Consider the following 25,158-nt stretch of genomic DNA (forward strand, 5'->3'; position numbering starts at 1 on the left):
CTCTCGTAGGTAACCGCTATCTATTGGCCAACCGTTAGGGGGTGACATGCAGGACGCAGTGCTGGCGATGCTCGCCAAGGAGCCGTCGCACGGATACCACTTGCACGCTCGGCTGCGGCACAGTCTTGGCCCGCTGGGCGAGTCGATGAACCGTGGTCAGATCTATGTGACGCTGGCCCGCTTGGAGCGAGCGGGGCTCGTCGTCTGTGAGCGGGCCGACGGCCTGCCCGAGCGGCCGGAACGCAAGGTCTATGTGCTGACGCCGGCCGGGCAGGAACGGGTGACCGCCTGGCTGGCCGAGGTGGGCTGGCCGAAACCGGACCTGGCGGAGTTCCATCTCAAGCTTGCCGCTGCCGCCGCGGCCCGGCTGGCCGACCCGGTGGAGCTGGTGGCGGCGCAGCGCCGTGAGTTGCTGCGCCGCTTGCGTGAGGCGCAGCAGGCGGCGCTGGCCGAGCCGGCGGGGTCGGGCGCCGGGCTGCTGCTGGAAGGGGTCGTGCTGCGGTTGCAGGCGGACCTGCGTTGGCTGGATGCCTGTGAGCGGGCCTGGTCCAAGGTCGATGACGAAGATGAGGGTGGATGAACGTGTCAAGCGCCGTGGTCCGGGCCTGCGGCCTGGTGAAGACGCATGGTCGGGGGCAGAGCCGGGTCCGTGCGGTGGACGAGGTCGACCTGGAGGTTCCCGAGGGGCAGACGCTGGCCGTCATGGGGCCCAGCGGCTGCGGGAAATCGACCCTGCTGGGCGGCCTGGAGCGGCCTACCGATGGAGAGGTGTGGGTGGCCGGGCGGCGCATCGACACGCTGAGCGAGCGGGCTCTGGCGCGCATGCGGCGCAGGTCGGTGGGGTTCGTCTTCCAGGCCTTCCATCTGGTGGAGGAGTTATCGGCGGCCGAGAACGTGGAGCTGCCCGCGCTACTGGCCGGGCGCTCGCTCGGCCAGGCCAGGCGGCGCGCGAGCCTGCTGCTGGAACGGGTAGGACTCGCCGACCGCGCCCGGCATCTGCCCTCGCAGCTGTCGGGCGGGCAGCGTCAGCGGGTCGCCATCGCGCGCGCGCTGGCCAACGACCCGCTGGTCGTCCTGGCCGACGAGCCGACCGGCAACCTGGACACCGCGGCCACGCTCGATGTGCTGAGGATCTTCGAGGACCTGCGTTCCGCAGGGCAGACCCTCGTGATCGTCACGCATGACGAGCGGGTGGCGGCGACTGCGGATCGGCTGGTCTCGATGCGCGACGGGATGTTCGTCGACGACACCCGGCTGGCCGGCACCGGCACCGGGTGGCTCGGCGGCCTGATCGGGCTGGAGGGCTGAACGTCATGGGCTCTATCGCGCTCGTCGTGCGCCTGGTGCTGGCCGACCTCCGCAGGCACAAGGCCCAGGCCGCGATGCTCCTGCTCGCGGTGACCGTGGCCACCGCCACCCTGGCGTTGGGCCTGTCCCTGCGCGGCGTGAGCGACGCGCTGTATGAGCAGACCCGCGCGGCCACCGCCGGGCCGGACGTGGTGGCACTCTCCGGCGAGACGGGCCCCGCCGTGACCGCGGCCCTGGCCTTGCTGGCGGACGCTCCCGAAGTCATCGCCCACCACGGCCCCTATCGCGTCGTCTACGCCGACCTCACCACGCGCGATTCCGCCTCGTCCCCGGTGGTGGTGCAGGGCTTCGCCGAGACACCCGGCGCGGTCAACCGGCCGCTGGTGACCTCGGGTCGTTGGGTGCGCTCCGGCGGCACGGTCCTCGAACGCGGCTTCGCCGCCGCGCTGGACGTCGGTGTCGGCGACCACGTCACCATCGCCGGCCGGTCGTACCCCGTCGTCGGGATCGCCGTCACCGCGGCCACCTCCATCTACCCCTGGGCGGCGCAGATCGGCCCGTACGGGGGCCCCAGCGACTACACCGGCCTGGCCTGGATGACCCGATCAGACGCCCGGGCGCTGGCGTCGTCCCACAATCTCCCGGTGACCTTGGCCCTGGACCTCAAGCTGCGCGACCCCGCCGCCACCGAGGCCTTCCGCGACGCCCACCGCCTCTCCACCCTCAGGATCAACTTCCACTCATGGCAGTTCACGGCCAGGCAGGACATGGTCATCCTCAGAGACAGCCAGCCGATCCTGGTCGTCGGTAGCTGGCTGCTCAGCTTCCTGGCCATCACCGGAGTGGCGGCGCTGGCCGCGGGACGCGCCGTCGAGCAGACGCGCCGGGCCGGGCTGCTCAAGGCCGTCGGCGCCGCCCCGGGTCTGATCGCCGCCGTCCTGCTCACCGAGTACCTGGCGCTGGCACTGGCCGGCGACGCGCTGGGGCTGGTGATCGCCCGCCTGACCGTGCCCGCCATCGCCAGCCCCACCGCCAGCCGGATCGGCGACGCGGTCGGACCCGGTGGCGCCACCGTTGCCACGGCGACCGTCCTCGCCGTGGCGGTGGCGGTGCTGTCCTCGCTGCGTCCCACGCTGCGGGCCATGCGTACGGCGACCGTCACGGCGCTGACCGCCACCACGCATCAGCCCCGTCGCCGCCCCTGGCTCACCGCGCTGTCCGCATTGCTGCCCACACCGCTGCTGCTCGGGCTACGGCTGACCGCTCGCCGGCCGGGCCGCGCCGTGCTGCAGGCGTGCTCCACCGCCACCACGGTGATCGCCATCGTCGCCCTGCTGACCCTCTACGCCCAGCCGGAGAGGGGCTACGGCCTGGATGGCTCCTCCGCCCTGCCCAACCTGCGCGGCGAGCACGACCGCCGGCTGATGGTCGCCGTCACCATCCTGCTGATCGCCCTCGCCGTCGTGAACACCATCACGCTCACCTGGAGCACCGCCATGGAGGCCCGGGCGAACATGGCCATCGCACGTACGCTCGGCGCCACCCCCGGACAGATCACCGCGGGACTGTCCACCGCCCAGCTCCTGCCCGCGCTGCCCGGCGCCGTCATCGGCGTCCCTCTGGGCATCGGCCTGCTCTCGCTCTTCGCCGCCAGGAATGCGGCCGAACCTCCTTCCTCCTGGCTGCTCGGCGCCGCGCTCGCGATCCTCCTGGTGACGGCGGCACTCACCGCCCTGCCCGCACGTCTGGCGGCCCGTCGGCCCGTGGCGCAGACCCTCAGCGCCGAAACAGCGTGACCGGTCCCGCTCAGCAGGCGCCGGCACGGCCGGCATCTGACACCACGACTCTGGCGGACATCGTCGCGGCGACCACCGCCGACCGGGAGCTGAGCGAGGCGGCCCGCGCCCGGATCGCCGGCGGTCTGGCCGACAACACCAGCCGCGCCTACGCGGCCCTCCGCTCGGGTCGGCGCCACCAGGGGCAAAGACATCCCAGGTGCTTAGGGTGTCAAGCGGTGAGTGGTTTGGTGTGATGTGACCAGGCGGTTGCTTCGTCGTAGAGCGTGCTGGTCTTCAGGCATCCGTGCAGGATGCCGACGAGGCGGTTGGCCACCTGGCGGAGGGCGGCGTGATGGCAGACGTCGCGGGCGCGGAGCCGGTCGTAGTAGGCGCGGGCGCCGGGCGAGGCCTGCAGGGCGGTGAAGGCTTGAGAATCGAGGGCGTCGATGAGCCGGTCGTTGTGCACGTAGCGGGCGAGGACGACCTTCTTCTTGCCGGAAGCCCGGGTGATCGGGCTGGTGCCGGCGTAGTTCTTGCGTGCTTTGGCGTTGACGTAGCGGCCTTCGGCGTCGCCGAACTCTGCGAGCACCCGGGCGCCGAGGACCAGTCCCAGCCCCGGCTGCGATAGGACGATCTCAGCGGCTGGGTGCCGGCCAAAATGGTCCTCCACCTGCCCTTGCAGGGCCTTGATCTGCTCGCCCAGCACGGTGAGGACCGCCACCGCCGCCTTGATGGTGGCGGCGTAGGCAGCGGTCACGGCTGCTGGCTGACCCAGCTGCTCGGTGCGCAGCGCTACCTGGATCGCCGCGGCCTTGCCGGCAATACCCCGGCGGCGAGCTCGTTTGAGCGCGGCGGTGATCTGGCCGATGGTCAGCTTGGCCGCCGACACCGGGTCCGGGGCCTTGGCCAGCAATTCCAGGGTGTCGGTTGCGGCCAGGTCCTCGAACGCCTCCAGGGCGGCGGGGAAATAGTCGCGCAGCGCGTGCCGCAACCGCTGAGCATGGCGGGCCCGTTCCCAGATCAATGTCTTGTGCGCCCGTGTCACCACCTTGATCGCCTCCGCCTCGGCGCTGTCGCCGGCGACCGGGCGCAGCTGGTGGGAGTCGGTGCGGACCATGTCGGCCAGCATGTGCGCGTCGGCCGCGTCGCTCTTGGCGCCCGACACGCTCAGGCGTTCTCGATACCGTGCCGCCTGCAGCGGATTGACCGCCAGCACCGTGTATCCGGCCGCCAGCAGCGCCTGCACCCACGGGCCGCGGTCGGTCTCGATCCCCACCAGCACATCGACATCGGCGGCCTCCACGTCCTGACCAACCTGCTCAGCGATCATCGCGTGCAGTTTGGTCATCCCGGCTACTCCCTCGGGCAGGCGGGCCTTGGCCAGCCTGCGCCCCGAGGCGTCCATCAGCTCGACGTCGTGATGTTGCTCGGCCCAGTCATCTCCCACGAACAGGCGCAACGCTTCTCCCGTTTTCGACACCGATCGATTTCAACAGCCTGCGGGAGAACCGTCAGCGAACTAATCAAGCAGTGCTCATACCCCTACGGGTGGGCACGACATCCCAGCGGCGATCAACTCTCCCAACCGACCAGTGGGGGCACGATCTTTGCGCGGGACTCAAGGTCCGGTAGCTATAAGTGCTCACCCACTGGCGGCTGTTCAGGCCCGAGTCTGCCGGAGCGGCTGAACTCGTTAGGAGTGATTAGTAGCGCTGAGCAACCATCGCTACCCTGTGTGGTTGCTACGTTGCCGTTTACGCGGGTACCCACTGGCCGTTGCGGCAGATCATGATCCGGCCGTTGACGTCGCCGTATTGACCTTCGCCGCTGCGGAGCCATTGCCCCGTGCTGCCGTTGCACCAGTCACACCAAGGTGCCTGGGCGTGTGCTGGAGCGGACACCGGCGTGGCCGCGAAGAAGGCGGCGCCCGCAACGGCGGTCGCGCGGATCGGAACTCGCACGCTCCTCCCACACAACATGAACTGTATGTAGATGTGATGTCACTCTGAGTAACATTGGCGAGAGGGTCGACCGCCGCCCAGTTCGTCACCATGAGTCATAGATCCTTTTCAAGGAGTGAAGTGAGCGACGCGTTCCCATCCGGCAAGTTCTTCCGCATCGTCAACGAGGGCACCGGGCTGTGCCTGGCCGCCGCACACGGGGGCACCACCCACGGCGCCCAGAAGGCACGGGACCGCTTGACCGGCGAGGAGGGCTACATCCCCTACTCCCACACCAACGACCAGGTCCTCACCCTCCGCACGCCCACGGGCCACCGGGGCGAGGTGTGGTTCTTCAGCGAGATCAAGAACACCTACGGCGACGAGGACTGGCACCTGGTCAACGTCAACAAGGACATCCGCAGCACCTTCACCCTCCACGTCGGACCCCTGGACGGCTTCTCCCAGCCGGTCGGGCTGGGTCTGATCGGCTGGGGCGTGCCGGGCCAGACCCAGTGGAACTCCGGCGGGGGGATGATCTGGCCGCGCCCGCATGAGGACAAGGTCGCCACCGTCCTGTCCGACGGCCACGGCAATCACCAGGCCGTGCTGGCCGCCCGCGGTGGCGCCAACCAGCAGTGGCGCTTCGACCAGGTCGACCTGTCCGGTGAAGCCGTGCCCGCCCGCAGAAAGGGCATCTACGAAACGAGTGCGCCGGGCACGGATTTGTCCAAGTGGAGGGACGTCCTCTAAGCCGCGAAGCGGCTGACGCATCCTGACCCCCGATGCGTGGTAGCGGGGCCGCCCCCCCCCCCCCCCGCCGCTTACCTGCGGGGGGTGTCCCTATGGGATTCGTCAAGCGGCCGAGGGCTTTCGGGTGCGGTTCTTCCGGCGGGGTTGGTAGGGCTTGCGGTCGCGGAGCATGGCGTAGATGACGTCTGAACGGCGACGGGCGAGGCAGATCAGGGCGGCGTTGTGCTTCTTGCCCTCGGCGCGCTTCTTGTCGTAGTACTCCCTGCTTTCGGGGTCGGACAGAGATGCGAACGCGGCGAGGAACATGGCCCGTTTCAGTGCCTTGTTGCCGCCCTTGGGCGGGTGTTCACCCTTGATCGACGAACCGGAGCGGCGGGTCACCGGGGCGAGCCCGGCGTAGGCGGCGAGGTGCCCGGGGGTGGCGAAGGCGGAGATGTCGCCGATCTCCAGCAGGAGCCGTGCGGTGGTCCTGATCCCGAGCCCGGGCATGGTGATCAGGACCTTGGCGAGAGGGTGGGCATCAAGCATCGCCTCTACCTCGGCCGCGACCTGTTTGCGCTGGTCGAGCACGCTTCGTAGCGATTGTGACAGGCGGGGCAGGACGGTCTCGGCCGCGCTGGTTCCGGGGACGAGGACTGTCTGGGCTTCGAGCGCGGCCCAGACGTCGTCGACCATACGGCCCGCCATGCGCGGAGCCAGTGGCCGGGCGACTGTCAGGAGCTGCTCGCGTCCGGCGTCTCGCAGGCCGTTCGGGCCGCCGAAGCGTGCCAGGAGCTCCAGGGCGGCGGGATGGTGCAGGCGCGGCCCGAGCGCCCGCTCCAGCGCCGGGTGGATGGTGACGAGCAGTCCGCGGATCCGGTTGGTCACCCGGGTCGCCTCGGCGGCCAGGTCATCGTCGAATCCGACGAGAACCTCCAGCTCGGCGAGGGCTTCGTCGCCGGCGTCGACCCGTCGAAGTGTGTGCGGCAAGGTGCGAGCGGCGTCGGCGATGATGAAGGCGTCGCGGGCGTCGGTCTTGGCGTTGCCGGGGTGCAGGTCGGCCAGGCGGCGCATGGTCAGGCCGGGCAGGTAGGCGACCTGGCAGCCTTCGGCGCGAGCCACGGCGACGGGCAGTGCGCCGATGGAGGCGGGCTGGTCGACCACGACGAGCACTGGCCCGTGGGTGTTGAGCTTGCCGAACAGCGCGCGCAGGCGCTGTTCGTCGTTGGGCAGGGGCTTGTCGTGGAGTTTCTTGCCGCCAGGGTCCAGGGCGCAGGCGTGCTGTTCGCCCTTGCCCACGTCTAAGCCGACAAACACCGCGTAGTCGACGCTCATGCCACTACTCCAGTTCGAGCGGGGTTTGGCCTGGTCACAGATCTGGCGACGGCAGCCGGCATCCACGTTATGGCGAGACGATCTTCTTCGTCACAAGACAGCGCCTTGTCCCTATTAGCGGTCCACCGACGCCACCAGGCCCGGTGACAACACCCCCCCGGATCATCGAAACGACAGGGGCGATCAGTCATGCCGGGCCGGGTGACCTGGCTCCCCGACTCTCATCGGGGACGATCAAAAAGGTAACGGGTAGCGCTCGACGAGCCCGCCCTGTTCCGGGGTCTCGGTAGCAATGCAGAAATTTCTCCCGAGGTGGCCTCTGACCTGCTGTAACGGAGGCGTTTGACTGCCGGTGACGGGTTGGCGGCCACACGAAAATCGGCGTTAGCCGGGTGGCGCAGGTCAAAGGCCCCGTGATACCTGCGGTATGACCCATCAGCTGGGCGGGGCGGGCGAGAGCGGTTGCGGAAAGCGGCGATCTTTGCCAGGGTGACGGAAATGCTGCGGGCCCGCCGATGACGGACGGCCTTGTGTGGCTGGTGAGCCGGGAAGCCTGGTCGGCGCTTGGACCTGATGTTCCTGCGCGGAAAGGCTCTCCCATGACCTCCCCGACCATCTACACCTCACCCGCCGGCGAGCGGCAGGTCCGTACCTGGTGCCGGGACCGGCTGGGTTCCTGGGCGACCCGGCACCGAACGCACACCCTGGAGACCGGCCTGGGGGCCACGACGGTGGTCACCGCCGGGCAGGGGCCGGGCGTGCTGCTGCTGCCGGGTACCAACTTCTGCGCCGCGACCCTGCTGGAGGTGGCCGATGCTCTGGTGCCCGACCACCAGGTGATCATGGCCGACCTGCCGGGTCAGCCCGGCCTGAGCACTGCGCACCGGCCCCGGCGCAGGCGCCTGGCCGCGTATGGCCGGTGGGCCGGGGAGGTCGCCGGCCAGGTGAGCGGCGGGCCTGTCACGATGGTGGGGCACTCGCTGGGAGCAGCCGTGGCCCTGGCGGCGCACCCTGGGCCGCAGATCAACGGCCTGGTGCTGGTGTCCCCGGCCGGGCTGAGCCGGGCCCGCCTGACCCCCGCCCTGCTCGGCGTCACGCTGCCCTGGCTTGCCGCCCCCACGCCCGTTCGCAGTCAGGCCCTGCTGCGGTACATGAGCGGTCAAAGTCGCGCACGGACCGGTCCGGACCCGATGCTGACGGCATGGATGACCCTGGTTGCCCGGCACAGCCGCACCAGCCTGGCTCCGGCGCCGCTGCCCGCGCCGGTCGTGCGCCGCTGGGCGGGCACGCCGGTGGTCGTGGCCACCGGGGCCGCAGATTGTTTCTACCCGCCCGCCCGCATCGGTGGGCCGGCCCGCGCCCTGCTGAGCACCGACGTGGTCGCCGTGCCGGGCTTGGGGCATCTGGGCCCGCACGAGGATCCCGCCCTGCTGCCTGCGCTTCTGGGCCGCCTGCGGGCTGCGCGGTTCAGCCGACGATGACCTTCTCCTCGGGCAACTCGTAGCGGCGCCTTCGGGCCCGCAGCGCCAGCGCGGAGAACAGGGTGGCCGGGCCGACCCGGCCGGCGAACATGAGCAGGGCGATGAGGATCTGCCCGGCCGCCGTGAGGTCGGCGGTGATGCCCGTGGACAGGCCCACTGTGGCGGCCGCCGAGATCACCTCGAACAAAACCTGATCCAGGCTGTGCGGGGTCAGCGCCAGCAGCGCGTAGGTGGAGATGATGACCAACGCTACGCCCAGCAGGGCGATGGCCAGCGCCTGGCGCTGCACGGTCGCGGCCAGGCGGCGGTGGCCGGCGTTGACGTGGGTCTCGCCGCGCAGCTCGGCCCACAGCACGTAGGCCAGCACCGCGAAGGTGGTGACCTTGATGCCGCCGGCGGTGCCGGCGCTGCCGCCGCCGATGAACATCAAAACGTCGGTGGTCAGCCAGCTCGTCGGATACATCCCGGCGACATCCAGGCTGTTGAACCCGGCGGTGCGCGGCATCACCCCGGTGAAGAACCCGGCCAGTAGCTTGCCGGGCGCATCCATCGGTCCCAGCGTCTTCGGGTTGGACCACTCGGTGATCGTGAAGACCAGGAAGCCGAGGAGCAGCAGGACCAGGGTGGTGGCGACGGTGATGCGGGTCAGCACCGACCATCGCTTCGGGTGGCGCCAGGAGCGGCGCAGCTCGAACACCACCGGATAGCCCAGGCCGCCGACGATGACGGCGGCGGCGATCGGCAGGCAGATCCACCCGTCGGTGGCGAACCGCACCAGGTTGTCGGGCCACAGACCGAACCCGGCGTTGTTGAACGCCGAGATGGCGTGGAAGAGGCCCAGGTAGGCGGCGCGGCCGGGCGGCTCGCCGTAGCCGACGGCGAACCGGGCGGCCAGCGCGACGGCGGTCAGCGCCTCACAGGCCAAGGTGAACAGCACCACGTTGCCGATCACCCTGCGCAGGTCGCTCATTTGCGGCGCCTTGGTCTCGGCCTGGGCCCACATCCGGGCGCGCAGGCCGATCCGCCCGGAGATCATCATCGCGAACAGGGTGGCCAGCGTCATGATGCCCAGGCCGCCGGCCTGGATCAGCACCAGGATGACGGCCTCACCGAAGGCCGACCAGTGGCTGGCGGTGTCCACCGTCACCAGCCCGGTCACGCACACCGCCGAGACCGCGGTGAACAGGGCGTCGATCAGCCGGGTCGCGGTGCCGGACTCGGCCGCCAACGGGGTGGCCAGCAGGCCGGCGCCGACCGCCGCGGCGGTGGCGAAGGCGGTCACGATGACCTGGGCCGGATGCTGGAAGCGGTCCAGAAGCGCCTGGGAGACGGAGCGACGCATCACTCGGGCCATCCTGCCGCCCGGGGCATGCGTGGGCATCGGCGGGGTCGACATGTCCGCCCGGCGGTGCGCTCAGCGGTCCACGGCTCGCTGCCGGGGTTTCCGGTCCAGATCACTCAGAACCCCGTGTTGGCGTTGGCCAGTCTCGCGGTGGCCAGGAACGCGTCCGCCGCGGTGGCGAGGGACACCTGGCCATTGCGGAGCACGGTGACCTCCCGGTCGGCGGCCGCGGTCACGGGCTTGGTTATGTCGGTGAGAATCAGAGCCGAATGTTGCTGTCCGGCTCCCTTGATCGTCGCGTCTGGAAAGCCGTGTCGGTGAGTTTGGGAGCCACCTCGACAGCCCGGCCGGCCCGATGGCAGTCTCTGGCCTTCCCTCATAGCTGCCGACCCCGCCGTCGACGAAGCTCCGGGTCCAGGTGGAGCGGCCCGAGCGGAGCGAGGGACGACTACCTGGAGGTGGGCGAGCGACGGCCATACTCGGCGACGAGGAAGGTCGGAGTGGCTCCCAGTCTCGCCGACACAAGCCCGGCCCGAGGACCGTAGCCCGGCTCTCAAAGCGGCTGACATCTGGCTCTCGTTGCCACCGACATAGCCACGGGCTCCTACTCGGGAGGCGATGTACCGGATAACGTACGCGAGTCGCGTACTGAAGCATGGGAGGGGTACCCAGCTTGGCCGCGACCACCGTTGGCTTACGTACATGGGCGCTGGAGGGGGCCCGATCCGGGCTGGGGTCAGTCGGACTGTTGGTGCCAGCGCTCCAGCAGACTGGGGATCTCGCCAAGCAGGAACTCGTAGAAGGCGTGCATCTGGGCCAGGCGCTGATGGGCGGGATCACCGCTTTCGGTGACGGCGATCCCGGCGGCCGCGGCCTGGAGCATGGCCTGGATGACGGTGTTCTGGCTGGTGAACAGGGTGGCCCAGGCGTCGTCGCGGAGCCGGTAGTGCTCGCGGCGGCTGCCGGGGGCGGGCAGGCGTTCGATCAGGCCGACCGTCAGCAGGGATTTGATGGCACCGGAGACCGCGCCTGCGCTGGCCTCCAGCCGTTCGGCGATCTCGCCGGCGGTGACGCTCGGCTGGTCGGTGAACAGGAAGACCGCCAAGGTGCGCGCGGCCATACGCTGCATCCCGCCCTCGATCAGTGTCAGGGCCAGCCGTTCCGCCGCGCGCCACTGTTCAGGCCTGTCATTCACATGCGCCTCCTTTCAGGAGACAGGCTATCGAAAACGCTGACTGTTCAGTAATTTCTGAAACTTCGGTATAGTCCTCGCATCGGCCTCTCCACGGGAGAGGACACGATGGTGTGCCGGGAAGCCTGGTCGGCGAGCTGTATTTGCCGACCCAGGAGATGACCCGATGACCTTCCTCAGCCGTTTGCACGGTGTGCGCCCCGCCCTGCGTCACCGCGTATGCGTGCGGCGCAACGTGGAGATCCCGGCCGCTGATGGTGTGCGACTGCTGGCCACGCACTATTACCCGGCAGGCCAGCGGCGGCCGCCGCTGGTGCTGCTGCGCAGCCCGTACGGCCGCGGCAACGCCCTGGACCAGCTTCCAGCCCTACTGGCCGAGCGTGGCTACCAAGTCCTGTACCAAAGCCTGCGCGGCACGGCCGGCTCGGGCGGCAGCTTCGACGGCTTCGTCATCGACCCAGCCGACGCCGACGGCACGCTGAGCTGGCTGCGCGCCCAGCCGTGGTTCGGCGGCGAGCTGGCCACCTGGGGTGCCAGCTACCTCGGCCTCGTCCAATGGGAACTGGCCGCCCGCGATATCCCGGAATGGAAGATCGCGCTCGTCCAGGACGCGCCGTCCAGCTTCGCCGAACACTTCATGTACCCCGGCGGAGCGTTCGCGACAGGCAACGCGCTCGGCTGGGTGCAGCTGGTGGAGCGGATGTTCACCAGCGGCCACGGCATCGTCCGCCAAATGGCCGGCCTGGTCGGTGCCGCACGGCGACTGTCGAGTGCCACGCTCGCCCTCCCCCTGCAGGAAGCCGATCAGGCGCTGACCGGGCATCCCGTGCTGTGGTTCCGGGATTGGGTCCACCACGGCCCGGGCGAGCCGTACTGGGCGAGCACCGACCACCGCCACAACGTCGCGCGCATGCCACCGGTGGTGCACCTGCAGGGGGGCTGGCATGACTTCTTCCTGCCGGGCATGCTGGCCGATTACGCAGCCCTGTCGGCCGCCGGACGGAACGTGCGGCTGCTGATCGGCCCGTGGACCCATGGCCGCGGGCTCTACACCCGCGAAGGACTCAGCGACGCGCTCGCCATGCTGGATGCCGCCTTGCTTGGACGGAAGGCGCCCTCGGGTGTGCGGCTGTTCGTCACCGGTGCGGGCCGTTGGGTCGACGTGCCCACGTGGCCGCCCGCGCACAAGGCGACCCCCTGGTTCCTGCACCTGGGCGGCGGGCTGAGCCGTACCCGACCCGACGGCCGGGCAGAGCCCAGCCGCTACCGCTACGACCCCGCCGACCCCACCCCCACGGTCGGTGGCACGCAGGTGGGCATGTCGGCGGGCGCGAAGGACAATCGCCGCATCGAGGCCAGAGCCGACGTGCTCACCTTCACCACCGCGCCCCTTACGGAGGATGTCGAGGCCGTCGGCTCGGTCCGCGTCCGCCTGCACGCACGCTCCGACAACCCGCACGTCGACTACTTCGCCCGCATCTGCGACGTCGATCCGCGCGGTAGGTCGGTCAATGTGTGCGACGGCATCATCCGGCTGTACGAGTCCGGCGCAAGCGGGACGGGCGATGTCGGGGTGGCCGACATCGCCCTGTGGCCGATGGCGCACCGTTTCCGGCGCGGTCACCGCATCCGGCTGCAGGTCTCCAGCGGGGCCCACCCGCGCTTCGGCCGTAACCCCGGCACGGGCGAACCGCTCGCGACCGGACGCGAGCTGCGCGCCTCGGAGCACGAGATCTTCCACGACCACAACAACCCGTCAGCCCTCTGGCTGCCGCTTACTTCAGGAGCATCGTGAAACTACTCGTTCTCGGCGGCACCCACCACGTGGGCCGCGCCCTCGTCGAGGCCGCGCTGGAGCGCGGCGACGAGGTGAGCACGCTCAACCGCGGCCTCAGCCGCGCCCCCGCGCCCGGCGTGCGCGCGCTCATCGCCGACCGCACCGACGCCGAGTCCGTACGGCGGGCACTGGGTGATGGGGAGTGGGACGCGGTCGTCGACACCTGGGCCTGGGCGCCGCAGGTGGTGCGCGAGGCCGCCCGCCTGCTGTCCGATCGCGTAGGGCACTACGGGTACGTCTCCAGCCGCGGCGTACACCGCTGGCCCTGGCCCGCGGGCGCCGACGAGCAGGCGCCCCTGGTCGACGGCGACCCCGGCAGCACCGACGACGCCGACTACGCCGCCGCCAAGCGCGGCGGCGAACTCGCCGTCACCGAGTCCTTCCCTGCGGCGGCGTTGCTGGCCAGGGCCGGGATGATCCTGGGCCCGTATGAGGATGTCGGCCGTATCCCGTGGTGGCTGCGCCGCCTGGAGAAGGGCGGCCGGGTCCTCGCCCCCGCCCCGGCCGAGACGCCCCTGCAGTACCTCGACGTCCGGGACCTGGCCGCCTGGATGCTCCAGTCCGCCGAACGCGGCCTGAGCGGCGCCTTCACCGTGACCGGCCCGCCGGGCGCGATCACCCTCGGCGATCTGCTCACCACGGCGCTGGAGGTCACCGGCTTCGACACCGAACTGGTGTGGGTGCAGCCGGAAGTGCTCATGCGGCACGGCCTGCCGCTCGGCATGGAGTTCGGGCTGCGGCTGCCCGACGGCAGCGCACCGAGCGGCATGCACGACGCCGACGTCAGCGCCGCCCTGGCCGAAGGCCTCACCACGCGCCCGCTGCGCGAGACCCTCGCCGACACCTGGGCCTGGCTCCAGGCCGAAGGCGACCCGGCACCCCGCGCCGATGCTCCCTCCCCCGACACCTGGCTCGACGCCGCCGCGGAACAGCGCCTGCTCGACCAGCTCTCCCACTAAAGAAGAAGGCACCACCTGTTATGCGCGCCATCATCATCGGAGCCGGCATCGCCGGCCTGGCCACCGCTCTGCGCCTGCACCAGATCGGCTGGGACACCCTCATCGTCGAACGCGCCCCGCAGCGGCGCGGCGGCGGCTACGCCGTCACCTTCGGCGGCATCGGCTACGACGCCGCCGAACGCCTCGGCATCGTGGACGACCTGCGGGCCAAGGCGTTCGACACCACCGAGCTCGTCTACCACAAGAGCGACGGATCGCGCCGCTTCGCCCTCGACCGCGCCACCATCGCCGCCACCACCGGCCCGCGCTCGATCACCATCCTGCGCGGCGACCTCGAAGTCGTCCTCTACGAGCGAGTCCACGATCGCACCGAGATCCGCTTCGGCACCACCCTCACCGCTGTCGACCAGGACGACCACGCCGTCCGCGTCACCCTGAGCGACGGCACCATCGAGGAGGGCGACCTGCTGATCGGCGCCGATGGGCTGCACTCGGCCACCCGCGCCCTGCTGTTCGGCCCGGAGGAGGACTTCCTGCTCGACCTGGAGCACAAGGTCGCCGTCTTCATGCTCGACCGGCGACCGGCCAGCATTGCGCCCGGCGCGACCGGCACCCTGTCATCCAACGGCCGTACCGCCGCCGTCATCAGCATCCCCGACGGCCGCAACGTCGCCTTCTTCGGCTACCGCACCGACCACGCCCGCCCCGGCGAGGACGTGGGCACCGAACTAAAGCGCGTCTACGGCGACCTCGGCTGGGTCATCCCCGAAGCCCTCGCCGGACTGGCGCGGGCCGAGTCGGTCTACTTCGACACCATCAGCCAAGTCGTCGCCCCGTCCTGGAGCAAAGGCCGGGTGGTCCTGCTGGGCGATGCCGCCTGGTGCGTCACCCTGTTTGCCGGGTACGGCTCTTCGCTGGCCGTCGGCGGCGCCGATCGGCTCGGCACCGAGCTGGCCGCCCACCCCGGCGACATCCCCGCCGCACTGGCCGCGTGGGAGGCCGCCATTCGGCCCGAGGCCGAACGCAAGCAGAAGCTCGGCCGCCGCGTCAAAGGCGTCTACGCCCCAGCTAACCCCCTGGTGCTGTGGCTGAGCCTGCTTCCCCTGCGCTTGGCCGCGCTCCCGCCAGTGCGCCGCTACATGACCCGCCGCTTCATCAAGGGCTAAGGTCATGCCACATCTGGGCGGGCGCAATGATGGCACGCATCAGCACTGCTGCCGACATCTTGGCCTGCCCGGCGGCTAGGCACCAGGTCCCGTCATCTGGAGCTCACGCGGGTGTGACAGCGTGCACCTTCCGAATGGGATCCGCTGAGGGTTGGCCGTCACGGCCAACCCTCAGCGCCCGGCCTGGTGTTGCCTATTCCGCGCCGGGGGCCGGTGCGAGGCCGAAGACGACGCCCCGACTGGCGGGTGCGAGGCTGCTTGCGGTCGCGTCCCGTCAGCGGCAGCGCAGTGAGGGAATGCTGATGACGCCGGGTAGCGCATACCGCCATTCCGCATGCCGCCCCTGCCGATTCCGCGAACCGTGGATCTACTCTTGGGCGTTCGTGATACGTAATGAGCCGTGGTGCGGCGAGGGGGCAGGATGAGCAAGTTTGTCGTTCCCGAGAAGGTCGAGAGTCCCAAACGGTCGGCCTCCCCACCCAACGCCTTCGGGCGCTGGCTGCTGGAGCATCGGGTCCAGCCGGTGGGGCCGGAGGCCGACGAAGGGCATGCTAAGCCGCAGGCCTGGTGGAAGGTCATGTGCCTGACAGGTGTCGACTACTTCTCCACGTTGGCTTACTTGCCCGGTATCGCCGCGCTGGCCGCCGGGGCGCTGTCGCCGCTGGCCACGCTGCTCATCGTCGCGCTGACGCTCCTGGGCATGCTGCCGATGTACCGCAGGGTGGCCCGGGAGAGCCCGCATGGGTAGGGTTCGGTGGCGATGCTGGAGAACCTGCTGCCGTTCTGGTGGGGCAAACTGTTCGTGCTTGTGCTGCTCGGCTTCGTGGCCACCTCCTGGATCGTCACGATCACTCTGTCCGCTGCCGACGCCTCGGTTCACGTCCTGGAGAACCCGTTCTTCCCGAGCTTCCTGCACGGGCACGCTGTCGAGCTGACCATCCTGTTGTTGCTGGTCCTGGGCGGTGTCTTTCTGCTCGGTTTCACCGAAGCGGTCGCCGTGGCGATCCCGCTGGTGGCGATCTTCCTGGGACTCAACGCCGTGGTCGTGGTGGTCGGCATGACGGAGGTGCTCGCCTCTCCGGATGCGATCTCCACCTGGCTCGACGCGCTCACTTCCAGCAGCGGAGGCTTCATCGGCGCGCTCGGCCCCGCGATCCTGGCCTTCCCGCTTCTGGTGCTGGGACTGTCCGGCTTCGAGACCGGGGTGAGCATGATTCCGCTCGTCGCCGCCTCGGGTCGGACCGCCGAGGAACGCCTGGAATCACGCATCCGCAACACCCGCAAACTCCTGACCGCCGCCGCACTCATCATGAGCGTCTACCTGATCGCCACCAGCTTCGTGACCACCGTCCTCATCCCCGCCGAGCAGTTCCAACCCGGAGGCCAGGCCAACGGCCGCGCCCTGGCCTACTTGGCACACACCTATCTCGGCGACGGGATCGGCACCGCCTACGACATCAGCACCATCCTCATCCTCTGGTTCGCGGGTGCCTCCGCAATGGCCGGGCTGATCAACATCGTGCCGCGATATCTGCCTTCGTACGGCATGGCGCCGGAGTGGGGACGCGCCGTCCGCCCCGTGGTGATCGTCTACACCGTGATCTGCATCATTCTCACGATCGCCTTCGGCGCCGATGTCGACGCACAGGCAGGTGCCTACGCCACAGGCATTCTGGCGATGATGGTCTCTGGCGCCCTGGCCGTCACCATCTCCGCCGTCCGTCACCGTCGGCGCGCAGCCGCCATCGGCTTCACCGTCCTTACGCTAGTGTGGCGCGTCTGAAATTCTTCGGCTAAGTCTAGACTGTCGTTATGGCACGGACAGGAAGGCCGAAGGCCGAGGTGACGCTGACCGACCAGGAGAGGGCGACGCTGGAGCGCTGGGCACGGCGGGCGAAGTCGTCGCAGGTGCTGGCGATGCGATCCAAAATCGTGCTGGCGTGTGCGGCCGGCAGGGACAACATCGAGATCGCCGCGGATCTGCGGGTGCATCGTGACACGGTCTCCAAGTGGCGTAACCGATTCGTCAAGCTGCGACTGGAGGGTCTGATGGACGAACAGCGTCCAGGCCGGCCACCGTCGATCGGCCTGGACCAGGTCGAACAGGTCGTAGTAGCGACCTTGGAACAGACACCCAAAGGCGCCACGCACTGGTCGAGGGCCTCGATGGCCCAGCGCAGCGGACTGTCGAAGTCGACGATCGGGCGGATCTGGCGGGACTTCGGGCTCAAACCGCACCAGGCCGACACCTTCAAACTGTCCACCGACCCGTTGTTCGTGGAGAAGGTCGTCGATGTGGTGGGGCTGTATCACAACCCGCCGGAACGGGCGGTGGTGCTGTGCGTGGATGAAAAGTCCCAGATCCAGGCACTGGACCGCTCCCAGCCGGTGCTGCCGATGATGCCCGGCATGCCCGAGCGCCGCACCCACGACTACGTGCGCAACGGGATCACCAGCCTGTTCGCCGCCTTCAACGTCGAAGACGGAACCGTCATCGGCGAGTTGCACCGCCAGCACCGCGCCGCGGAGTTCAAGAAGTTCCTGATCACGATCGACAAGACGGTGCCCGCCGAACTGGACGTCCATTTGATCTGCGACAACTACGGCACGCACAAGACTCCGGCGATCAAGGCGTGGCTGGCGCGGCATCCCCGCTTCCATATGCACTTCACCCCCACCGGTGGAGTTGGCCCGGTTTGGTGGACACCTGATCTCTGGGGAACCCTGGTTCCCGGAAGAAGGAGTCTGCTGTGCCGAACAACTATCCGCCGGAGTTTCGCCGGCAGATGGTAGAGCTGGTGCGCGCGGGACGGACGCCGGAGGAGCTGGCCAAGGAGTTCCAGCCTTCCGCGCAGTCGATCCGTACCTGGGTGCGCCAGGCTGATCTGGATGACGGCCGCCGCCAGGACGGGCTGACCAGCGCCGAGAAGGACGAGCTGGCTCGGCTGCGCCGGGAGAACAAGATTCTCCGTGAGGAGAAGGAGATCTTGCGCAAGGCCGCGGCTTTCTTCGCGCGGGAGACGGATCTGCCGAGATGAAGTTCCGGTTGATTCATGCGGAGAAGGACCACCACAAGGTCTCCCTGCTGGCTCGGGTGCTGGGTGTGTCGCGCCAGGGCTACTACGCCTGGGCGGCCCGGCAGCGGCGCGGCCCGTCGACTCGAGCCCGTCGCGACGCCGAGCTGACCGAGCGGATCCGTCGGCATCACCAAGCGTCTGATGAGATCTACGGGGCGCCACGTATTCACGCCGACCTGCGCGAACTGGATGGGGTCCGGGTGGGCCGCAAACGAGTGGCCCGGCTGATGCGCGTGGCCGGGCTGGCCGGGGTGAGCAGGCGTAAGGGCGCCCGCACCACTGTCACCGATCCGCGCGCCAGATCTGCATCCGACTTGGTCGGGCGCGACTTCTGTGCCGAGGAGCCAAACCGGATCTGGACCGCTGACATCACGTACGTGCCGACCTGGCAGGGCTTCGTCTATCTGGCGGTGGTGCTGGATGTCTTCTCCCGCCGGATCGTCGGCTGGGCGATGGCCGAGCACATGCGCACCGAGTTGGTGACCGATGCGCTGGCGATGGCGCTGCACCAGCGCCACCCCGAGGCCGGGGTGATTCACCACAGCGATAAGGGGGGTCAATACACCTCGTTTGCCTTCGGTCAGCGCTGTGAGCAGGCAGGCGTCCGCCCGTCGACGGGCCGGACCGGAACGTGCTTCGACAATGCGATCACTGAGAGCTTCTTCGCCTCGCTGGAGTGCGAGCTGATTGACCGGCGCACCTTCCGCACCAGGTCAGAAGCCGAACGGGCCCTGTTCAGCTACATCGAGGGCTTCTACAACCCGCGCCGCCGTCACTCCGCCAACGGCCAGCTCAGCCCCGCCGAAATACGAACGCCGACACGCGCTCAAGAACGCCCAAGACCTTGACTATGCTGCCGCGTAGTCGCAAGCCCTGATGTGTCTATCGAACCGGGGCAACTCCAGTGGCAGGCCCGGCACCAAGCCGCGCTCGCCGGTCGCCCACGACGACGCAACCTCGGTGCCGGCGCTGAACACAAGCTGATGTTCGTCGATCGACTGCTGGCCACACTGGTGCACCTGCGCCACGGCGTCACCCAGGACGTACTGGGTTGCTGGTTCGGCGTCGACCGCTCCACCATCACCCGCGCCATCCACCAGATCCGCCCCTTACTGGCTGACCGAGGGTGCAGCATCACCACGGGCCGACGCTTACGAACTTTGGCCGATGTGATCGCCTACCTGGGAGACAGCGGTCAAGAAGCGATCTTGGACGCCACGGAGATCCGCGTCCGCCGCCCAGCCGCCGGCACCCCCGAGCGAGATCGCTTCGTCTCCGGCAAGAGCCGGATGAACGCGATGAAGACGATGGTCCTCACCAACCTCCAAGGGGAGCTGCTGTTTTGCGGCGGAACCCGTCCCGGATCGGTCGCCGACATCACCGCCGCAGGTCAGATCCTCACCCCACCTCGCAAACGGCGCGGCAGGAACCTGGAACACGTCCAATGGCTGATGGCCCATCACGATGCAGCCCGGCACGCGCACTCCTCCCGGCGCATTCCCGTCGAGCACGGCATCGCCCACCTAAAAAACTGGAGGGCCTTGGCGCGCCACCACGGCCGCCGCGACCACCTGCCCGAAACCATCCGCGCCGTGGCTGCGCTTCTATCCGATCAGCGGAGTGCATCCACCCGGCTCCGAGGACAGAAAGCATGATCAAAAAAGTGTCGCCTCAGCGAACCACGCCCTCATCGCAATCATGCACGAGGTCGTTAGGCCAGATCTCCACAGTACGAGGGGAGAGTCACGGGCGATGAGTGGAAGATCATCGATTTGATTGAGGATATCCAGTATACTCAATGAGGGAGTGGCTGGCGTGTGCTTGCCAGCCGACCACCGGCCGTCAGCCGGTCTGAGGTTCGTTCGCGAGAGATCGGGGATTGTTTACCGTGACGGATGCCGTTTCGCTGCCCCCTAAGGTATCGCGGGCCGAGGTGCTGGTCCGTGAGATCGAGGGCCGGATCCTGTCCGGCGAGTGGGCGCAAGGTGACCGGCTGGGAACGCGCGCGGATCTGCGGGTCAAGTATGGGGTCGCCGCCGCCACAGTGAGCGAGACGGTCCGCATGCTGGAGGCCCGTGGGCTGGTCGAGGCCCGGCCTGGCAACGGAGGCGGGATCTTCGTCAGTGAGCCGGCCGCGTTCGTGCGCCTCGGCCACAAGGTTCTTGAACTGCACAGCGAGCCGATCACCGTGGCCGACTGCCTCGCCGTGCGGGATCGCCTTGACCCAATGGTCGTGGTGGAGGCCGCGCGGCATCGTACGGACAGCGACATCGCGGAGCTCAACGCTCTGCTGCAGAAGCTGCTCCGCAGCCAGGACGATCCGAACACCTACCTCGCGGCCAACTGGGCCTTGCATCGCAGACTCGCCGAGGTGAGCCCCAACCTCGTGCTCCGGCACCTCTACCTCAGCCTGCTCGACTTCATCGAGAGCCAGGTGAACATGGTCGTGCCCGACGGCGACTTCGGCGGCGCCGAGGCCAGGGAGACGCACACGGCCATCGTGGAAGCGGTCTGCGTCGGAGACGTCGAGGCCGCACGGCAGGCCGGGGAGCGGCACGTGCGGCTGACCAGCCGCTGATCCACTCGTTTCTGGCCAGGGGACTCCGTTCTCGGCGTGTGTGCGTGAGCCCTCCACTTGGGTCGTCGCGATAGCCCGAAAGATAGCTGTCAGTGTTCCGGGCATGCGCCATCGATCTCGTCCATGAGCCGCAGCAGACGATCACCATACAGGCGTGGCAGCGGCAGGCGGGCCAGGCGCTTCACCACAAACCGGCACCGCGCCCAGCCCGAGCGGGAGCGGCCCGGGCGGCACTCCGGCCGCCCCCAGCAGTCGGGCCACGACGACCACCGCGGTGAGAGCCTGCCGGTGGACAAGCAGGCGGGCGATGAGGTGTTCGCCGGTACGGTGAACGGCACCGGCGCGCTGCGCGTGCGCGTCACCCGGCCGGCGTCGGAGACCGTGATCGCCCGGATCGGGGCGATGGTCGAGCAGGCCGGCGCCACCAAGGCGCGCACCCAGCTGTTCATCGAGAAGGTCGAGCGGCGCTACTCCATCATCATGGTCGCCGCCGCCCTCGCCCTGTTCGCTCTGCCCCTGCTGTGGGGCACGCCGGTGCAAGACAGCCTGCTGCGGGCCATGACGTTCATGATCGCTTCTCTCAAAACCAATCATCTCCGAGCACGCATAGAGTCGCGGACGCGACGCAGAGCTACGTAGCGTCCGGTCGCAGCGGGCTCTACAGAAGCGGATGTGTCGCGCGGCGAGGGGATAACGCCCGAATCGTCTGCCGCCGCGGCTCGGCTTGCCAGGCTCGTGGGTCGGCTCCGTGCTGCCGTAAGGCAACGCGGAGTATCGGCGAATCTCCGTAAATGACCGAAATTGGGGTTTGGTCTCTTGTTGCGGCCCCTTTCAAAGGATACATTCGATGGATCTATTGGAGGTGTCGCCTTCGGGTACCGCCTGTGAAGAGAGATGGGAATCGCGTGCCTCAGCCCGATCCGCCGTCCGGAGATCCACCGCCCACCCTTGAGATCACCCAGTTGTCGCTGCTGCTCGGCGGAGTCCGGGCACTCACCTCCGTGGACCTGGTCGTCGAATCTCGCACGATCGTCGGCCTGGTCGGACCGAACGGCGCGGGAAAGACGTCCCTGTTCAACTGCGTCTGCGGCTACTATCCGGCGACGTCCGGGTGGATCCGCGTCGCGGGAACGGACGTGACCCGGTGCAAGCCGCACGAACTGCCCCGCCATGGTGTGGCCCGCACCTTCCAGCATCCGATCCTGGAGCCCTCGTCCACCGTCATGGAGAACGTCCTGGTGGGCGGCCACGGCGGCATCCGCTCGGGTCCGCTGTCGTACGCGCTGCGGTTGCCGTGGGCTATCCGGGACGAGCGGCGGACCACGCGGGCCGCCCGGGACCTGCTCGACTATCTGGAGATCGGGCATCAGGCGAACCTCAGAGCCGGCGAGCTGTCTTACGGCGAGCAGAAGCGCGTCGAGCTGGCGCGGGCGATGCTCACCGGGCCGACGCTGCTGTTGCTGGACGAGCTCGCCTCCGGTCTGACACACGAGGAGGTCATGGCCCTCGCCACGGTGATCCGCCGGATTCGGGACGACCACGGCATCTCAGTTCTCCTCGTCGAGCATCACATGGGCATGATCTCCGCGATCACCGACAAGGTGGTTGCTCTGGTGGAGGGCGTCAAGGTCGCCGAGGGCACCGCCGCGCAGGTGCAACTCGATCCGGCAGTCGTCGAGGCGTATCTGGGAGCCGCGTGATGGCGCTGCTGGAGATCCGCGACCTGCGCGCCGGATACGGCGCGGCCGAAGTGCTGCACGGCGTGGAGCTGACGGTCGAGACGGGCGGCACGACGGCGCTCCTCGGCGCGAACGGCGCGGGCAAGACGACCACGCTGCGGGCGCTGTGCGGCATGATCCGCCGCCGGGGCGAGATCGTCTTCGACGGCCTCGACATCACAGGCCTGAGCACCGAACGGATCGCCCGCCTCGGGGTGGCGCACGTCCCTCAGGGGCGCGGTTCGCTGGCCAACCTCAGCGTCCGCGACAACATGATGGTCGGCGCGCTGCTCCGGCGCGACCGCTCAGCGGTACGCGGCGACCTCGACCGGTGCCTGGCCATGTTCCCGGCGCTGGCCAAGCGCGTCAAAGCGGCAGCCGGCACCATGTCTGGCGGCGAGCAGCAGATGCTGGCCATCTGCCGAGCTCTGATGAGCCGTCCGAAGTTGCTGGTCCTCGACGAGCCGTCGCTCGGCCTCGCGCCCGTGATCACTCGCCGGGTCTTCGACGCGCTGCTCGGCTTCCGTGCCGAGTGGGGCGTGTCCATGCTGGTCGTCGAGCAGAACGCGAACCTCGCCCTCGGCATGGCCGATCGGGCGTCCGTGCTCGAATTCGGGCGCGTTGTGGTAGCGGGGCCGGCGGCGGAGATCGCCGGCCGCGACGACGTGCGCCGCGCCTACCTCGGAACGTGAGGTACCTTCCGATGCACGCACTTCAGCAGGTCATCGATGGGATGACCACTGGTTCGATCTACGGTGCGCTAGCACTGGCTCTCGTGCTGGTCTATCGATCCACGGGAATGATCAATTTCGCCCAGGGGCAGATGGCCGTGCTGTCGACTTATCTGGCCTGGGCGATGACACAGGCGGACGTTCCGATCGTGCTGGCCGTCGTCCTGGCGATTTTCATCGCGATCCTCGTCGGGGCCGGTGTCGAGCGATTGCTGATCCGCCGCTTCGAGGGGCGCGACCACCTCACCACGATCATCGTCACCGTCGGCCTCCTGACCACGTTCAACGGTGTGGTGATCTGGATTTGGGGCGCGGACCTGAAAACGATCCCCTCGCTGTTTCCGGAACGCGACCTCAGTGTCGGCGCGATGCACTTCACCTTGCAGGACATCGGCATCGTGGGCGTGTTGATCGCGGTCATCCTCGTCATGCAAGCCCTGTTCCGGGGCACGCGGCTGGGGCTGGCGCTGCGGGCCGTCGCCGACAATCCGCAGTCGAGCGCGTTGTCCGGGCTGCCGATCGGTGTGCTGCTGATGACGGGCTGGGCGCTGGCGGGGGCGGTCGGCAGTCTGGGCGGCGTGCTGATCGCGCCGAAGATCTCGCTGCAGCCCGGCATGCTCGACAACGTCCTGATCTACGCGGTGGCGGCGGCGATTCTCGGAGGACTCGACAGCCCGATCGGCGCCATCGTCGCCGCTTGGACACTCGGCATCGCGCAGAACCTGGCCGGCACCTACATCCCGCTGGTGGGAACCGACCTGCAGATCGCGGTCCCGCTTGTGATCATGGCGGTCGTGCTCCTGATCCGGCCGCAGGGCCTGTTGGGGCGAAAGGAAGTGATGCGGGTATGACCCGCTTGACGAACACCGTCCGGCCCTCGTGGCGGGAGAGCCTCGCCGATCGGCGGGCGACCAGATGGGTCGCGGGCATCGCCGTCGCCGCCGCCGCCGTCGCGATCCCTTTCAACGCCTCGCCTTACACCAACCTCCAGCTCACGCTGGTGATCGCGCTGGCCGTGGCGATCCGCGGGATCGACGTGCTGACCGGGTACGCGGGTCAGGTGACGCTGGGGCAGAGTGCGTTCTTCGGCATCGGCGCCTACGTGGGCGCCTACGGCTTTGCCCACGGCTGGCCGGCCGTGGGCGGCCTCCTGCTCGCACCGATCCTGTGCGCGGTGGCCGGGGTGATCGTGGCCATTCCAGCCGTGCGGCTGCGGGGATTCGCCTTCGGGGTGATCACGCTGGCCCTACCCGTCGTCGTCGTCCCGCTCGCCATCCGGCTGGAAGGAGTGACCGGAGGCGCCGTCGGGCTGGCGGTGAGCACGATCTCGGCGCCGAGCTGGAGCGGATTGGCCGATGACCAGTGGCAGTACCTGCTCGTGCTCGCCATCGGGGCCGTGATGTTCCTGCTGGCGCGCAATCTGCTGGCCGGCCGGGTGGGCCGGGCCCTGACGCTGATCCGGACCAGTGAGATCGCCGCCTCGTCGGTGGGAATACCCGTACAGCGCTACAAGATCCTCGCCTTCGCGATCGCCTCGGCGTACGGGGGAGTTGCGGGTTGGCTGTACCTCACCGCGGTCCGCTACATCGGCGTCGACTCCCTCGCGCTCACGTTGTCGATATCGATGCTCGTCGCCCTCGTCGTCGGGGGCGTGCGCAGCCCGCTCGGCTGTGTGATCGGAGCGGCCTTCTACATTCTTGTCCCGAACATCACGGATCGGGCCACGCCTGGGCGCTCCGCGCTGTTCTTCGGCGTCGCTCTGCTGATCGTGCTGCTCATGGTGCCGGGTGGGATCAGCGGAGCGCTGCGGGCCGCCTGGTCCAGGCTGATCATGACGCGCCGTCCAGCGGAATCGATCCCCGCGGCGCCTGCTGAGCAACGCGTGATCACCTGACCGCAGACCTTGCCGCACCTCTACTCAAAAGCTATATTCAATACATCGAAAACATCTTTACGATGCTCGATGTGCTCACGCTCCCATCCC

At 68.9% G+C, this 25,158-nt stretch carries 22 protein-coding genes and 1 pseudogene; 19 read left to right on the forward strand and 4 right to left on the reverse strand.

Annotated elements, in window-relative coordinates; translation table 11 throughout:
* The first annotated feature begins 46 nt into the window (after positions 1-46).
* The 3 genes from SROS_RS22765 to SROS_RS22775 are packed head-to-tail and all read left to right on the forward strand — an operon-like array spanning position 47 to position 3,104.
* Positions 47-580, forward strand: a complete 534-nt coding sequence (locus tag SROS_RS22765; RefSeq protein ID WP_012891278.1) for a PadR family transcriptional regulator — start codon at positions 47-49, stop codon at positions 578-580.
* Positions 577-1,308 carry an ABC transporter ATP-binding protein gene (locus tag SROS_RS22770; protein WP_012891279.1) on the forward strand — a complete coding sequence of 244 codons (732 nt, stop codon included), beginning with the start codon at positions 577-579 and terminating at the stop codon, positions 1,306-1,308. Before SROS_RS22765 ends, SROS_RS22770 begins: the two co-directional genes overlap by 4 nt.
* 5 nt (positions 1,309-1,313) lie before the next feature.
* Positions 1,314-3,104 carry an FtsX-like permease family protein gene (locus tag SROS_RS22775; RefSeq protein WP_012891280.1) on the forward strand — a complete coding sequence of 597 codons (1,791 nt, stop codon included), beginning with the start codon at positions 1,314-1,316 and terminating at the stop codon, positions 3,102-3,104.
* 211 nt (positions 3,105-3,315) lie between these two features.
* Here the strand turns inward: SROS_RS22775 and SROS_RS22780 are convergent, their stop codons facing one another.
* Complete coding sequence (locus SROS_RS22780) at positions 3,316-4,545, reverse strand: IS110 family RNA-guided transposase (RefSeq protein ID WP_012891281.1); 1,230 nt, start codon at positions 4,543-4,545, stop codon at positions 3,316-3,318.
* 622 nt (positions 4,546-5,167) lie between these two features.
* Here SROS_RS22780 and SROS_RS22785 point away from each other — a divergent pair.
* Entirely contained in the window at positions 5,168-5,779 is a 612-nt protein-coding gene (locus SROS_RS22785) for an RICIN domain-containing protein (protein ID WP_012891282.1), read from the forward strand.
* Positions 5,780-5,881: 102 nt separating this feature from the next.
* Here the strand turns inward: SROS_RS22785 and SROS_RS22790 are convergent, their stop codons facing one another.
* Positions 5,882-7,093: an IS110 family RNA-guided transposase gene (locus SROS_RS22790; RefSeq protein WP_012891283.1), complete on the reverse strand. Its 1,212-nt coding sequence runs from the start codon at positions 7,091-7,093 to the stop codon at positions 5,882-5,884.
* Positions 7,094-7,692: 599 nt separating this feature from the next.
* Between SROS_RS22790 and SROS_RS22795 the strand changes: the two genes are divergently transcribed.
* Positions 7,693-8,574: an alpha/beta fold hydrolase gene (locus tag SROS_RS22795; RefSeq protein ID WP_012891284.1), complete on the forward strand. Its 882-nt coding sequence runs from the start codon at positions 7,693-7,695 to the stop codon at positions 8,572-8,574.
* On the opposite strand, the gene SROS_RS22800 is transcribed toward SROS_RS22795, so the two are convergent.
* Both SROS_RS22800 and SROS_RS22805 read right to left on the reverse strand, forming a co-directional pair.
* Positions 8,561-9,916 carry a TrkH family potassium uptake protein gene (locus SROS_RS22800; protein ID WP_043656430.1) on the reverse strand — a complete coding sequence of 452 codons (1,356 nt, stop codon included), beginning with the start codon at positions 9,914-9,916 and terminating at the stop codon, positions 8,561-8,563. The two genes, SROS_RS22795 and SROS_RS22800, sit on opposite strands and share 14 nt — an antisense overlap.
* A gap of 736 nt (positions 9,917-10,652) precedes the next feature.
* A complete protein-coding gene (locus SROS_RS22805; protein ID WP_012891287.1) occupies positions 10,653-11,111 on the reverse strand; it encodes a GbsR/MarR family transcriptional regulator in 459 nt (152 codons plus the stop codon).
* 163 nt (positions 11,112-11,274) lie between these two features.
* On the opposite strand from SROS_RS22805, the gene SROS_RS22810 reads away from it, so the two are divergent.
* The 14 genes and pseudogenes from SROS_RS22810 (at position 11,275) to SROS_RS22875 (ending at position 25,068) form a co-directional block, all read left to right on the forward strand.
* On the forward strand, positions 11,275-12,903 hold the full coding sequence (locus SROS_RS22810) for a CocE/NonD family hydrolase (protein ID WP_012891288.1): 1,629 nt from the start codon (positions 11,275-11,277) through the stop codon (positions 12,901-12,903).
* Complete coding sequence (locus tag SROS_RS22815; protein ID WP_012891289.1) at positions 12,900-13,904, forward strand: NAD-dependent epimerase/dehydratase family protein; 1,005 nt, start codon at positions 12,900-12,902, stop codon at positions 13,902-13,904. The genes SROS_RS22810 and SROS_RS22815 overlap by 4 nt, the downstream gene beginning before the upstream one ends.
* A gap of 20 nt (positions 13,905-13,924) precedes the next feature.
* On the forward strand, positions 13,925-15,070 hold the full coding sequence (locus SROS_RS22820; RefSeq protein ID WP_012891290.1) for an FAD-dependent oxidoreductase: 1,146 nt from the start codon (positions 13,925-13,927) through the stop codon (positions 15,068-15,070).
* A 421-nt stretch (positions 15,071-15,491) separates the two neighbouring features.
* Complete coding sequence (locus SROS_RS52290) at positions 15,492-15,818, forward strand: hypothetical protein (protein ID WP_218919679.1); 327 nt, start codon at positions 15,492-15,494, stop codon at positions 15,816-15,818.
* Positions 15,819-15,830: 12 nt separating this feature from the next.
* On the forward strand, positions 15,831-16,853 hold the full coding sequence (locus tag SROS_RS22825; RefSeq protein WP_218919680.1) for a hypothetical protein: 1,023 nt from the start codon (positions 15,831-15,833) through the stop codon (positions 16,851-16,853).
* 29 nt (positions 16,854-16,882) lie between these two features.
* Positions 16,883-17,749, forward strand: a pseudogene (locus SROS_RS22830) (IS630 family transposase); the annotation flags it as partial.
* Positions 17,750-17,856: 107 nt separating this feature from the next.
* Positions 17,857-18,995, forward strand: a protein-coding gene (locus SROS_RS22840) for an IS3 family transposase (RefSeq protein ID WP_245564761.1) whose coding sequence is annotated in 2 segments (ribosomal slippage) — positions 17,857-18,070 and positions 18,070-18,995 — 1,140 coding nt in all. Because the reading frame shifts where the segments join, the coding sequence is not laid out codon by codon here.
* Between the two features lie 30 nt (positions 18,996-19,025).
* On the forward strand, positions 19,026-19,802 hold the full coding sequence (locus SROS_RS22845; RefSeq protein WP_012891292.1) for a transposase family protein: 777 nt from the start codon (positions 19,026-19,028) through the stop codon (positions 19,800-19,802).
* 233 nt (positions 19,803-20,035) lie between these two features.
* A complete protein-coding gene (locus tag SROS_RS22850) occupies positions 20,036-20,725 on the forward strand; it encodes a FadR/GntR family transcriptional regulator (protein WP_012891293.1) in 690 nt (229 codons plus the stop codon).
* Between the two features lie 123 nt (positions 20,726-20,848).
* Positions 20,849-21,364: a P-type ATPase actuator domain-containing protein gene (locus tag SROS_RS53935; RefSeq protein WP_169369348.1), complete on the forward strand. Its 516-nt coding sequence runs from the start codon at positions 20,849-20,851 to the stop codon at positions 21,362-21,364.
* Between the two features lie 266 nt (positions 21,365-21,630).
* Positions 21,631-22,425 carry an ABC transporter ATP-binding protein gene (locus SROS_RS22860; protein WP_012891294.1) on the forward strand — a complete coding sequence of 265 codons (795 nt, stop codon included), beginning with the start codon at positions 21,631-21,633 and terminating at the stop codon, positions 22,423-22,425.
* Positions 22,425-23,135, forward strand: coding sequence for an ABC transporter ATP-binding protein (locus tag SROS_RS22865; protein ID WP_012891295.1), 711 nt, complete (start codon positions 22,425-22,427; stop codon positions 23,133-23,135). The genes SROS_RS22860 and SROS_RS22865 overlap by 1 nt, the downstream gene beginning before the upstream one ends.
* Before the next feature lie 11 nt (positions 23,136-23,146).
* On the forward strand, positions 23,147-24,025 hold the full coding sequence (locus tag SROS_RS22870; RefSeq protein WP_012891296.1) for a branched-chain amino acid ABC transporter permease: 879 nt from the start codon (positions 23,147-23,149) through the stop codon (positions 24,023-24,025).
* Positions 24,022-25,068, forward strand: coding sequence for a branched-chain amino acid ABC transporter permease (locus SROS_RS22875; protein ID WP_012891297.1), 1,047 nt, complete (start codon positions 24,022-24,024; stop codon positions 25,066-25,068). Before SROS_RS22870 ends, SROS_RS22875 begins: the two co-directional genes overlap by 4 nt.
* Positions 25,069-25,158 lie beyond the last annotated feature (90 nt).

This window comes from Streptosporangium roseum DSM 43021, assembly GCF_000024865.1.
GTDB lineage: Bacteria > Actinomycetota > Actinomycetes > Streptosporangiales > Streptosporangiaceae > Streptosporangium > Streptosporangium roseum.

Excerpts from the sequence above, each read along its gene's own strand:
- SROS_RS22765 (WP_012891278.1), top strand. The coding sequence starts at position 47 with ATGCAGGACGCAGTGCTGGCGATGCTCGCCAAGGAGCCGTCGCACGGA.
- SROS_RS22770 (WP_012891279.1), top strand. The coding sequence starts at position 577 with ATGAACGTGTCAAGCGCCGTGGTCCGGGCCTGCGGCCTGGTGAAGACG.
- SROS_RS22775 (WP_012891280.1), top strand. The coding sequence starts at position 1,314 with ATGGGCTCTATCGCGCTCGTCGTGCGCCTGGTGCTGGCCGACCTCCGC.
- SROS_RS22790 (WP_012891283.1), bottom strand. The coding sequence starts at position 7,093 with ATGAGCGTCGACTACGCGGTGTTTGTCGGCTTAGACGTGGGCAAGGGC.
- SROS_RS22795 (WP_012891284.1), top strand. The coding sequence starts at position 7,693 with ATGACCTCCCCGACCATCTACACCTCACCCGCCGGCGAGCGGCAGGTC.
- SROS_RS22800 (WP_043656430.1), bottom strand. The coding sequence starts at position 9,916 with ATGCGTCGCTCCGTCTCCCAGGCGCTTCTGGACCGCTTCCAGCATCCG.
- SROS_RS22810 (WP_012891288.1), top strand. The coding sequence starts at position 11,275 with ATGACCTTCCTCAGCCGTTTGCACGGTGTGCGCCCCGCCCTGCGTCAC.
- SROS_RS22820 (WP_012891290.1), top strand. The coding sequence starts at position 13,925 with ATGCGCGCCATCATCATCGGAGCCGGCATCGCCGGCCTGGCCACCGCT.
- SROS_RS52290 (WP_218919679.1), top strand. The coding sequence starts at position 15,492 with ATGAGCAAGTTTGTCGTTCCCGAGAAGGTCGAGAGTCCCAAACGGTCG.
- SROS_RS22825 (WP_218919680.1), top strand. The coding sequence starts at position 15,831 with ATGCTGGAGAACCTGCTGCCGTTCTGGTGGGGCAAACTGTTCGTGCTT.
- SROS_RS53935 (WP_169369348.1), top strand. The coding sequence starts at position 20,849 with ATGAGCCGCAGCAGACGATCACCATACAGGCGTGGCAGCGGCAGGCGG.
- SROS_RS22865 (WP_012891295.1), top strand. The coding sequence starts at position 22,425 with ATGGCGCTGCTGGAGATCCGCGACCTGCGCGCCGGATACGGCGCGGCC.
- SROS_RS22870 (WP_012891296.1), top strand. The coding sequence starts at position 23,147 with ATGCACGCACTTCAGCAGGTCATCGATGGGATGACCACTGGTTCGATC.
- SROS_RS22875 (WP_012891297.1), top strand. The coding sequence starts at position 24,022 with ATGACCCGCTTGACGAACACCGTCCGGCCCTCGTGGCGGGAGAGCCTC.